General features: G+C 54.8%; 12 protein-coding genes. All 12 read right to left on the minus strand.

What is annotated here, in order from left to right; all coding sequences use genetic code 11:
* Positions 1-26: 26 nt before the first annotated feature.
* Positions 27-1,598, minus strand: a complete 1,572-nt coding sequence (gene der, locus M5M_RS04680) for a ribosome biogenesis GTPase Der (RefSeq protein ID WP_015046315.1) — start codon at positions 1,596-1,598, stop codon at positions 27-29.
* A 77-nt stretch (positions 1,599-1,675) separates the two neighbouring features.
* Complete coding sequence (bamB, locus tag M5M_RS04685) at positions 1,676-2,866, minus strand: outer membrane protein assembly factor BamB (RefSeq protein WP_015046316.1); 1,191 nt, start codon at positions 2,864-2,866, stop codon at positions 1,676-1,678.
* Positions 2,866-3,534 (minus strand): YfgM family protein, encoded by a 669-nt coding sequence (locus M5M_RS04690; protein ID WP_015046317.1) that lies wholly within the window; start codon positions 3,532-3,534, stop codon positions 2,866-2,868. The genes bamB and M5M_RS04690 overlap by 1 nt, the downstream gene beginning before the upstream one ends.
* A gap of 48 nt (positions 3,535-3,582) precedes the next feature.
* Entirely contained in the window at positions 3,583-4,851 is a 1,269-nt protein-coding gene (hisS, locus tag M5M_RS04695; protein ID WP_016389221.1) for a histidine--tRNA ligase, read from the minus strand.
* A gap of 28 nt (positions 4,852-4,879) precedes the next feature.
* Positions 4,880-5,992: a flavodoxin-dependent (E)-4-hydroxy-3-methylbut-2-enyl-diphosphate synthase gene (gene ispG, locus M5M_RS04700; RefSeq protein ID WP_015046319.1), complete on the minus strand. Its 1,113-nt coding sequence runs from the start codon at positions 5,990-5,992 to the stop codon at positions 4,880-4,882.
* 27 nt (positions 5,993-6,019) lie between these two features.
* On the minus strand, positions 6,020-6,910 hold the full coding sequence (locus M5M_RS04705; protein ID WP_015046320.1) for a RodZ domain-containing protein: 891 nt from the start codon (positions 6,908-6,910) through the stop codon (positions 6,020-6,022).
* Positions 6,911-6,942: 32 nt separating this feature from the next.
* Positions 6,943-7,701, minus strand: a complete 759-nt coding sequence (gene pilW, locus M5M_RS04710) for a type IV pilus biogenesis/stability protein PilW (RefSeq protein WP_015046321.1) — start codon at positions 7,699-7,701, stop codon at positions 6,943-6,945.
* Between the two features lie 11 nt (positions 7,702-7,712).
* Entirely contained in the window at positions 7,713-8,870 is a 1,158-nt protein-coding gene (gene rlmN / locus M5M_RS04715) for a dual-specificity RNA methyltransferase RlmN (RefSeq protein ID WP_015046322.1), read from the minus strand.
* A 27-nt stretch (positions 8,871-8,897) separates the two neighbouring features.
* On the minus strand, positions 8,898-9,323 hold the full coding sequence (gene ndk, locus M5M_RS04720) for a nucleoside-diphosphate kinase (RefSeq protein WP_015046323.1): 426 nt from the start codon (positions 9,321-9,323) through the stop codon (positions 8,898-8,900).
* 137 nt (positions 9,324-9,460) lie between these two features.
* Positions 9,461-9,871 (minus strand): SufE family protein, encoded by a 411-nt coding sequence (locus M5M_RS04725; protein ID WP_015046324.1) that lies wholly within the window; start codon positions 9,869-9,871, stop codon positions 9,461-9,463.
* Positions 9,872-9,889: 18 nt separating this feature from the next.
* Positions 9,890-10,417: a putative Fe-S cluster assembly protein SufT gene (gene sufT / locus M5M_RS04730; protein WP_015046325.1), complete on the minus strand. Its 528-nt coding sequence runs from the start codon at positions 10,415-10,417 to the stop codon at positions 9,890-9,892.
* A complete protein-coding gene (locus tag M5M_RS04735; protein ID WP_015046326.1) occupies positions 10,417-10,776 on the minus strand; it encodes a HesB/IscA family protein in 360 nt (119 codons plus the stop codon). Before M5M_RS04735 ends, sufT begins: the two co-directional genes overlap by 1 nt.
* Between the last annotated feature and the right edge of the window lies 1 nt (position 10,777).

Consider the following 10,777-nt stretch of genomic DNA (forward strand, 5'->3'; position numbering starts at 1 on the left):
CGGGTGTTTTTTCGCCAGATCGGTCCTTATCTGGGCTTATTACCGGACGGTTTAGTCACATGGGTAGGCTTACGACGGGTCTGCCCCGCCCCTCCACGCACCGCGGGCTTGGCAACCGCCGGCTTCGCTTTGGGCTTGGCCGTACTCGCCGGCTTTTTGGTGCCCGGCTTCACTGCCGGGTCATTGCCTTTACGAGCCTGATAGCTGCGTTTGGTCTCTCCCGCCTGCCGCTTACCAGTCTGTATCTTGCCATCCCGTCTGCGCACCTTGGGTTTGGCCTTTTCTTCGTAGGGGTTTTCGCTGGAACGGAATTCCAGGCGGACGGGAGTGCCGTGCAGATCCAGCGCCCGACGGTAGGTACGCTCCAGGTACTTCACATAGGCATCAGGCAGCTCACCGGTCTGGTTGCCATGAATCACTATGATAGGTGGATTATTGCCACCGGGATGCGCATAGCGCAGCTTGATCCGGTGCCCCCGAATCATGGGCGGCTGATGCTCCCGCACTGCATCCTGTAACACCCGGGTCAAAAAGTTAGTAGACATCTTCTCGGTGGCAGCCTGATACGCCCGCTCAATGGAGTCATACAGGTGTCCGACACCAGTCCCGTGTTTGGCGGAAATGTAATGGATGTCTGCAAAATCGATGAAACGTAACCGGCGATCAAGTTCGTTTTTAACATACTCTTTGTGAGAGTCTTCCAGACCATCCCACTTGTTCAGAGCAATAACCAAGGCACGGCCAGCCTCAATGGTGTGCCCTAGCAAGTGCAAGTCCTGCTCCACCAAACCTTCGCTGGCATCGCACAAGAGCACGACCACATTGGCGTCGTCGATCGCTTGTAACGTTTTGACAATAGAAAACTTTTCAACAGTTTCTTTAACATTTTTGCGCCGCCGGATACCGGCTGTATCAATGAGCGTGTAATTGGCGCCGTGCCGCTCATAGTTAATGTAGATACTGTCCCGGGTCGTGCCGGGCATATCAAACACCACCACCCGATCCTCACCTAACAGTCGGTTTACCAAGGTAGACTTGCCGACGTTCGGGCGACCGACCACAGCAATTTTGACCCCCTGAGGTGTTTCAACTTCCTCAGCTTCCGGCTCGGGGAATTCGGAAAGCACCGCATCCAGCATGGCCCTGACACCTTTGCGGTGGGTAGCCGTAGTGGGAAATATTTTACCCAGCCCCATCTCATAAAAAGGCGCCAGGGCAATATCCGGGTTGGTGCCATCGACTTTATTGGCCACCACAAACGTGGGTTTGTTGCGGGTACGCAGATGGCGGGCAATCATTTCATCAGCAGGCGTCAGGCCGGCCTTACAGTCCACCAGAAACAGCACCGCATCGGATTCTTCAATGGCCTGCAACGACTGACCCGCCATCACGCTATCGATACCTTCCTCTTCACCACTGATACCGCCGGTGTCGATCACCATAAAACTGCGGCCACCCACTTCACCCTCGCCGTACTTCCGGTCGCGGGTCAAGCCAGCATAGTCGGCCACCAGCGCATCGCGGCTGCGGGTAAGGCAATTAAACAGGGTGGACTTACCCACATTGGGGCGGCCAACCAAGGCCAGCACAGGAACCATAAAATCTTCTCTGCAACAAAAGCAAAGCCAGAAGAGCAACTCTTCTGGCTGTTATTAAACGGAGGATAGCTAAAAAATCAGCGGGGCTTATTGCGCCACGCGCTCAATTCGCCATCATTATCAAGGACATACAATAAATCGCCATCCACCAGGAGCCTGCCACGCACAGCTGCACCCAACTGCTCCCGACCCGCCATCGCGCCGGTGTTGCGATCCAGTAAATGCAAATAGCCGTCAAGGTCGACTACGGCGACATAACTGCCCCACACCATGGGTGCAGACAACTCCCGCCGCAATAGGTCGGTATTCTCCCACTGCAGTACTCCTGTACTGCTCGAAAAGGCCTGCACTTTATCCATCGCACCGGCAATGTAGACCTGATTATAGTCCGAACTCGGGCCCTGAACCGAACTGGCGTCCTCACCCCACAAAGGGCGGCCGGTACTGGCTGCAAAGGCCACCAAGCGACCTTGGTAACTGACAACATACAACAGATCACCGGCAAGTCTCGGGGTGCCGTCAATATCTACAATGCGCTCCAGCTCTGACTTGCCCTTGGGAATGGCCACTCGCTGTTCCCACTGTATCAGTCCGGTTTCCGCTTCAAACGCGTAGATTTTGCCATTATCAAATGCGGCCAGTACCGTATCACCCATAACCACCGGCGCACTGGTGCCCCGCAACGTCAGCACCGGCTGCACGCTTTCGAACATCCACTTTTCTTTACCGGTCTCGGCATCCAGACCATAGAGCTTGCCGTCACTGGTGGTGGCAACCACTACACCCGCTGTTTCGGCCGGTTCGGACAGGATCTCGGAAGACAACTGGGTACGCCACAGGAGTTCGCCATTATTACGATCCAGCGCAATTAACTCGCCCTTATAGCTTCCTAACAACAGTCGCTCGCTGGATACACCGATGCCGGCACTGACGGGTACTGGCTTAGGGGAAGACCAGAGCGCGCTGAAAAAGCCCGTTGCCTCAACGCTGTCTTCAAGCGCCACCTCCCAACGGATCTTGCCGTTGGTTTTATCCAGTGCAAACACGCGGCCTTCGATATCGGCAGCATAGATCGTATCGCCATAAATCGCTGGTACCAGGCGGGTGTAGCGAGCATCCTGACCACTGCCCACGTCTCTCGACCACACGTCGTCCAAGGTGACCGACTCTGCAAACTCTTCAAGTTCTTTGGGTTCAAGTTCCAGTTCTTCAGTGGATGCACAGGCACCCAACAGCAGTGCAGCCAGCACCAGGGTGTATAACTTCATTAAAGGCTCCCGGCCGCAACTGGTTGCAGGCTGTTAAGCTTCATGCGAAGCCCTGCCGCCAACCCTGCTTGTTCTGGCGTCAAGGCATCCAGAGCAGCCTGATAAGCCTCCGAGGCCGCCGCTGTGTCACCCTTGGCAGCTAACGCATCGGCCTTTAACTCGATGTACAACGCTTTGAACGCCGGGCCAACGGTCTGCTGAGCTATTGCCAATGCGTCATCGCGCTTGTCCTGTGCCAGCAACACGCGTCCTAGACGCAAGTTAACCAGCTGCTTGACGTTTGCAGTATCGGCCTTGGATTCCGCCCAACGTAACTCCGATTCTGCTGTCGCCAGATCATTGGCCTCAACCGCCTGCTTGGCCAATAACATAGCAGCCTGCACGCCGTAGAAGGTATCTGCGTGCCCCTGCTTCAGTTCCTGCGCCAGATGCGACAAGGTGCTCTTATTCTCGTCGGTCAGGGCTTCCTGTTGACGCAATAATTCGGTGATTTCTTCATACTTGGCGGACGCTATTTCTGCGTTTTGCTGGCGGCTATCCTGCCAGCCGTTATAGCCAACGTAACCACCCACACCCAGCACAACCGCAATAACCAGTGATTTGCCATTTTCAGACCACCAACGTTTGAGGGCCTCTAATTGTTCTTCTTCGGTCAAATGTGCTGACACAGTCTATCTCCAACAAGTCGTGTTTCAATTATTCGATGAATGCGCCTATCAAAGCGCCTTTAACAAGTCTGACAACGCAGCCCAGGCAATAGTTTCCTGCTCGCGCCCATCCCTTAAATACTTAACCGCCACTGTACGCGCGGCCACCTCATCCTCACCCAGGATCAAAGCCACCGAAGCGCCGCTTTTGTCGGCCTTTTTGAACTGGCTTTTAAAGCTGCCACCGCCACAATTGAGCTGCACGGCCATGAAAGGCAGCTCATCGCGCAGAGTTTCAGCCAGCGCCAGAGCGGCTGCCCCCACCTCGCCGACCGCGACAATATACACGTCTGGCGTCTGGCTGGCAGCATCAGGTACTACATTCAATGCTTCCAGCAACAGCACCAGTCGCTCAACGCCCATGGCACAACCCACGGCAGGGGTGGGGCGACCACCCAACTGCTCTACCAGGCCATCATAGCGGCCACCGGCACATACTGTGCCCTGGGCACCGAGTTTGTCGGTTACCCATTCGAATACGGTTTTGGAGTAATAATCCAGCCCCCGCACCAGGCGGGTATTGATCTCATAGGTGACCCCTGCCGCATCCAGCAACAGGCACAGCGACTCGAAGTGCGCCCGGGATTCGTCATCGAGATAATCCGACAGCCGGGGAGCCTCGGCCAGCAGCGCCTGCGTTGCGGCATTTTTTGAATCGAGGATCCGCAGCGGGTTGCTGCCCAGACGCCGCTGACTGTCTTCGTCCAGCTGCTCTTTGCGCGCAGACAGGAATTGCACCAGTGCCTCGCGATAGGTCGCCCTCGCCTCCGGGGTCCCCAGGCTATTCAGCTGCAACGTCACTGCGTCGGCAACACCCAACTCCTTCCACAACCGGTGGGTAAGAATAATAACTTCCGCATCAATATCCGGCCCCTGCATACCAAAAGCTTCGATACCGATCTGATGAAACTGGCGTAAACGCCCTTTCTGCGGTTTTTCATAGCGGAACATGGGGCCCATGTACCAAAGCTTTTGCACCTGATTGTACAAAAGCCCGTGTTCTTCACAGGCCCGCACACAACAGGCCGTACCTTCAGGCCGCAAGGTCACACTTTCTTCATTGCGGTCGAGAAACGTGTACATTTCTTTTTCCACAATATCGGTCACTTCACCGATAGAACGCTTAAACAGCTCCGTTTGCTCGAGCACGGGAAAACGAATTTCCTGATAAGCATACCGACGTAATACATCGGAGACTGTATTTTCCAGGTACTGCCACAGGCCGGATTGCGCCGGCAGCAGATCATTCATTCCACGTATCGCTTGAATCTTCTTCACATCAACTTCCTGATTGCAGCATCCAACATCAATCGCGGGCAATAATCGCTGCGTCTTGTTCCGCTTTCTGGGCGGCTTTTTTGCGAATAAGTTGCTCCAACTCATCCACCAGATTATCGGCCTTCAACTTGGAGTTGGGTTCGCCGTCAATATAAACCAGATTATTGGGTGTACCGCCGGCCAGTCCGATGTCGGCTTCCTTTGCCTCACCCGGCCCGTTGACCACACACCCGATCACCGCCACATCCATCGGGGTGGTAATATCTTCCAGGCGGTTTTCCAATTCATTCATGGTCTTAACCACGTCGAAATTCTGGCGCGAACAGCTTGGGCAGGCAATAAAGTTAATGCCCTTGGAACGAAGGCGCAGGCTTTTCAGCATATCCCAGCCCACTTTCACTTCTTCAACCGGATCTGCAGCGAGCGACACGCGAATGGTATCGCCTATGCCATCCATCAATAGCAAGCCCAGTCCAATGGAGGACTTTACCGTACCAGACCGGAAACCACCGGCTTCTGTTATACCGAGATGCAATGGCTGTTCTATCTGAGTGGCCAATTTGCGATACGCCGCAACGGCCATGAATACGTCAGAGGCTTTAACGCTGACTTTAAAGTCCTGAAAATCGTAGCGATCCAGGAACTCAACATGACGCAGCGCAGACTCCACCAACGCGTCGGGCGTAGGTTCACCGTACTTTTTCTGCAAATCTTTTTCCAACGACCCCGCATTCACGCCAATGCGAATGGGAATGCCAAGATCCTTGGCTTTGGAAACAACAGCCTCAATGCGCTTTTCCCGACCGATATTGCCCGGATTTATGCGCAAGCAATCAACGCCCAGGTCAGCCACCCGCAGCGCGATACGATAATCAAAGTGGATATCTGCCACGAGTGGCACAGGCGACTGCTTTCGAATCAAACCGAAAGCCTCCGCCGCTTCCATACTGGGAACAGACACCCGCACGATATCAGCTCCGGCCTGCGCAAGACGCTGAATCTGCGCAACGGTCGCCTGCACATCGGTGGTTTCCGTATTGGTCATGCTCTGAATGGAAATCGGTGCATCACCGCCCACGGGGACATTGCCAACCATGATCTGGCGGGATTTCCGACGCTTAATGGGAGATTCAAAATGCATATACTACTCGCCTGAGCCCTGGCTCAACTATTCAACCTGTATTCGCAACGCGCGATTGGCGCCGTTTGGCGTGGTATCCACCGGACGTCCGTTTAATACCACGCTGGCCGCCCTGGCGTTACCTAACATCACATTAAACGGCGCGGTGCCCCGCAACTCCACACGGTCGCCTGATTGCTTGAGATCTGCGGCCAGCACGTCGCCTTTTGCGTCACTGACTTCAAACCAGCACTCTTCCGAAAATACCACTGTGAGTACATCACCAATAACTGTCGGATCGCGCTCTACCGCATCGCGAGTAACCACTGGCGTTTGCGTTTGTGCGGGCTCAACCCCCTGTGGACGTTCATCCGGCAGGACCGGCGCCTTATCTTCCAACGGTGCAGCCCCATCGGCCGACACCGTCACGTCCGGGCCTGATGATTGCGCACTATCCGGCACTGCGACTTGAGCTGACACCGGTGCGGGCCTGTTCTCGTCCATACGAGCCTGCTCTGGTTGCAGCCAAAACCACCCTGCAACCAGTACCACCAATATAAAGGGCACAAACCAGAACCGTGCAAGCACCGGTTTAAACATTTGCGCCGGTGTCACCTGTGGCGATTCCACCAGCTGACTCACCTCGCGGTTGGCGGCAAGGAATTCCTCGTATCGACCGATCATCTCAGCCTCGTCCAACCCAACCAGCTTGCAGTAAGCGCGGATATAGCCCCGCACAAATGCCTCCGCAGGCATATCCGCATATTGATCGGATTCCAGCGCTTGCAGCTTGGCGCGACTGATACGCAATACATTAGCCACCGTCTCCAGCGACAGTGACTTGCTCTCTCGCGCCTGCTGTAATGCCGCGCCCGGACTTAGCAATGCCTCAGCGGGATTCGCGTTATCTCCCGCCTCAGGCGTATTTTGATTGATCATGGTCTTGGCCGTAGTGGTTTTTATTGTTGGGTTTAACGGCTTTCCTTGCTTTTCTTATATTCCAGATATTCCTTGCTGTAGGGAAACAGATTCTTCAGCGACAACGCCTGACTGGCCTCTTTGTCCTTGTTACCGAAAATCCGCTCGATCTGGATACCCACCCAGAGACTTCTAGATGACGCTTTTGCATAACGTTCAAATTGGTTTAACGAACGCTTGGCTTCCGCGTACCGCTTCTCTTTTAAATGATACTCGGCCAGCTCCAGATGCGCCGCGGCCAAAGAGGGTTGCAGCAGTACAGCGTGTTCAAACGCAGCGACAGCTCGCTCCTCGCGATCCAGCTTTAACGCGGACACACCAACGCCATACAAACACACGGCCCGGCGCTCATAGTTCAGGTCTTCACTGGCCTTCTGATAGTGGTCATAGGCCTCCTGAAACCGGTCATGGTTGAACAGGAAGGTAGCGTAATTCAATCTGGCCTGCGTAAAAGAGGGATTCTTGCGCAAGGCCTGCTTAAAGTGCTTTTCAGCCAATTCCGGCTCGCCTTCCAACTGGTACAACAAGCCCCGGCCATTCAGCATGCCCGGATCGTCTGAATCCAGCTCGTACGCCTTATTCAAATGAAAGCGTGCGGAATCAAGATTTTTCTCGCCAATGTAGCCCAACCCCAGCTTGACGTGCGTCGCCAACGCCTTTTCCGGGTTTGGCTTGGAAACATCCTTTTCCATGGTGGTAATGCAGCCCGACAGAGCCAACACCAGGACCGCGAAAAACATTGCTTTTTGCATGTACACTCCGGCTAGTTTCCTACAATTCTCACAGCTTCTTCCTGCTGCGCCATCTGCCGGCGATAGCGTTCCGCCCGCCGGGTCAAATCATTTACGCTACCGGCCAACTGACCGCAGGCAGCGTCAATATCGTCGCCACGCGTGGTACGTACCGTGGTGACATAACCCGATTCAATCAGGATGGTCTGGAACCGGCGCAAGGCATTGTTGCTCACGCGCTTGTAATCCGACTGACTGAAAGGGTTGAATGGAATCAGGTTGATCTTGACCGGCACGTCGCGTAACAATTCAGCCAGTTCATGCGCATGCTCTGGCCGATCATTCACATGATCGATCAGGGTATATTCGATGGTTATTTTGCGATGGGTATCCGGCAGCTGCTCAATGTAGCGCTTGGCCGAGTCGAGTAACATCGCAATCGGGTATTTCTTGTTAATTGGCACCAATTCATTGCGCAGTGCGTCATTCGGCGCATGCAAGGAAATCGCAAGACATGCATCGGTGTATTCGCCCAAGCGATCCAACGCCGGCACTACACCAGACGTACTGAGCGTCACCCGACGCTTCGAAATACCATAACAATTATCGTGCATCATCAGGCTCATGGCATCCACCACATTGTCGAAATTCAACAAGGGTTCGCCCATACCCATCAACACAACGTTGGTCACTTTACGCGGGCCATTTACGCCCAACTGACCAAAGGATTTAGCCGCAATCCAAACCTGCGCGATAATCTCAGCGGCGGTCAGATCGCGATTGAAGCCCTGCTTTCCGGTGGCGCAGAAACTGCAGTCGAGCGAACAGCCGATTTGTGATGACACACACAAGGTGCCCCGCTCGCCGTCCGGAATGAACACCGTTTCAACGGCACTGCCACCTTCAACCTTGATAAGGAATTTGCGGGTACCGTCCACCGAGTCAAGCTGCTTCATGACTTCGGGGAAACGAATCTCCGCAACATCTTTCAACTTGTTGCGGAGATCCTTGCTGATATTGGTCATCTCGTCAAAGTCGACCACTCCCAGCTGGTGAATCCATTTCAATACCTGTTGGGCACGGAAGCGCTTTTCGCCAATGGACTCAAAAAACGCTTCCATTTTCGATTGCGACAAACCCAGCAAATTCGTTTTTGCCGGTACGCTTGCGACTTCCTGCACTTCAACCATGGGATTCACCTCAACGACTACCCGCGATTAGCGTGGGCAGATTTCAGTTACGGCGAAGAAATAGGCAACTTCACGCGCAGCAGAGGTTGTAGAGTCAGAACCGTGAACGGCGTTCGCATCGATGCTCTCTGCAAAATCCGCGCGAATGGTGCCGGCCGCCGCTTCTTTGGGGTTGGTTGCACCCATCAGCTCACGGTTTTTCAACACCGCACCTTCACCTTCCAGCACCTGCACCATGACAGGACCAGAGGTCATGAAGGCCACCAGGTCAGCAAAGAAACCGCGCTCTTTGTGCTCGGCGTAGAAGCCTTCAGCTTCAGCTTTGGACAGGTGTTTCATCTTGGAGGCCACCACTTTCAGGCCAGCCTTCTCGAAACGGGTGTAGATCTCACCGATTACATTCTTGGCTACAGCATCTGGCTTGATGATGGACAGGGTACGTTCAACGGCCATTTAAAACTCCGAAATAGACTTCAGTTTGTTGGAAATTGCGGAAAACGCCATAAACTCGCGATTTACAGCTTTCCCATACTAAAAACCCGCCGATTATACGCGGGTTTCTGGGGATTTTGTATGGATGGGGTCAGATTCTACGCAGCGGCCGCCGCCAGGGTTTTGATCCGGGCCACCATGGCCCGCAGGCCATTGCCACGGGTCGGACTCAGGTGCCGCTCCAGATCGAGTCGGGCAAAGTAGCCATCGATATCAAACGCGAGGATCTCGGCCGGGGCCCGGTCGTTATAAGCCGCCAGCACCAGCGCCACCAGCCCGCGGACGATCACCGCGTCGCTGTCTGCCAGGAACTGTAATTTGCCCGCTTCAACCCGTGGTTCTATCCACACATTGGACTGGCAGCCTTTGACCAGGCGCTCGGGGGTCTTCAGCGCGTCGCACATCACAGGCAAGGCCTTACCCAGATCAATGATGTATTTGTAGCGCTCTTCCCAATCGTCGAAAAACGCCAGGTCTTCCAGTATGTCGTCTACAGCGGGCAGGGTCATGACAGTGTCTATCCAGAATTAAAAAAACAGGCCGGCTTCCAGCTGAGCCTCTTCGCTCATCATCTCGCGCGACCAGGGCGGATCAAACACCAGATTGACCACCACCTTCGCCACGTTTGGCACCTTGCCGACGCGGTACTCCACGTCGCTCACCAAGACAGGCCCCATACCGCAGCCAGGGGCCGTCAGCGTCATATCGATACTCACTTGCCCCCCTTCTACTTCGACCTTATAAATCAGGCCGAGCGAGACAAGATTAATGGGTATTTCGGGGTCGTAAATGGTCTCCAGCGCCGCCCACACCTGTGCTTCCTGGACCCGACCGGATCCATCATCGGTAAAATCGAGCTTCTCCGGCTCACAGCCAATGGCGTCGGCATCCGTCCCGTCAATGCGCAACATATTGCCCTGCCAGGTAACCGTGTAGTTACCGCCCAGGCTTTGCCGGATATTGACGAACTCGCCTTCCGGAATGTCTACCGGCACGCCAGACGGCACTCTGCGCGCAGGCGTCTGCCGGCGGGTTACCACCATTTGCTGCTGCATTATTCCTGCACCGAAAAGCTTTCACCACAACCGCACTCAGCCACCACATTGGGGTTGTGGTACTTGATGACGCGATTCACCCCCTCAATGGCCATATCGATTTCCGTGCCGCGAATCACCGGAACAGCTTCCGGGCTGACAGCCAGCTGCAATTCAGGCGACACCTGCACCAGATGATCACCGGGCTCGGCGGATTCCACGGTATCCAGTACATAGGCAAAACCGGTGCATCCGCTGTTCTTTATCGACAAGCGGACCAGCTTGCCACCCTGCGATTGCAGCTTGCTGACAAAGTGGCGGGCCGCCTTGTCGGTTACTGATATAACGGGGGCATTGGGATCAAACGTCGCAACACTCACT

Source organism: Simiduia agarivorans SA1 = DSM 21679 (assembly GCF_000305785.2).
Taxonomy (GTDB): Bacteria; Pseudomonadota; Gammaproteobacteria; order Pseudomonadales; family Cellvibrionaceae; genus Simiduia; species Simiduia agarivorans.

Excerpts from the sequence above, each read along its gene's own strand:
- der (WP_015046315.1), bottom strand. The coding sequence starts at position 1,598 with ATGGTTCCTGTGCTGGCCTTGGTTGGCCGCCCCAATGTGGGTAAGTCC.
- bamB (WP_015046316.1), bottom strand. The coding sequence starts at position 2,866 with ATGAAGTTATACACCCTGGTGCTGGCTGCACTGCTGTTGGGTGCCTGT.
- ispG (WP_015046319.1), bottom strand. The coding sequence starts at position 5,992 with ATGCATTTTGAATCTCCCATTAAGCGTCGGAAATCCCGCCAGATCATG.
- M5M_RS04705 (WP_015046320.1), bottom strand. The coding sequence starts at position 6,910 with ATGATCAATCAAAATACGCCTGAGGCGGGAGATAACGCGAATCCCGCT.
- pilW (WP_015046321.1), bottom strand. The coding sequence starts at position 7,701 with ATGCAAAAAGCAATGTTTTTCGCGGTCCTGGTGTTGGCTCTGTCGGGC.
- rlmN (WP_015046322.1), bottom strand. The coding sequence starts at position 8,870 with ATGGTTGAAGTGCAGGAAGTCGCAAGCGTACCGGCAAAAACGAATTTG.
- ndk (WP_015046323.1), bottom strand. The coding sequence starts at position 9,323 with ATGGCCGTTGAACGTACCCTGTCCATCATCAAGCCAGATGCTGTAGCC.
- M5M_RS04725 (WP_015046324.1), bottom strand. The coding sequence starts at position 9,871 with ATGACCCTGCCCGCTGTAGACGACATACTGGAAGACCTGGCGTTTTTC.
- sufT (WP_015046325.1), bottom strand. The coding sequence starts at position 10,417 with ATGCAGCAGCAAATGGTGGTAACCCGCCGGCAGACGCCTGCGCGCAGA.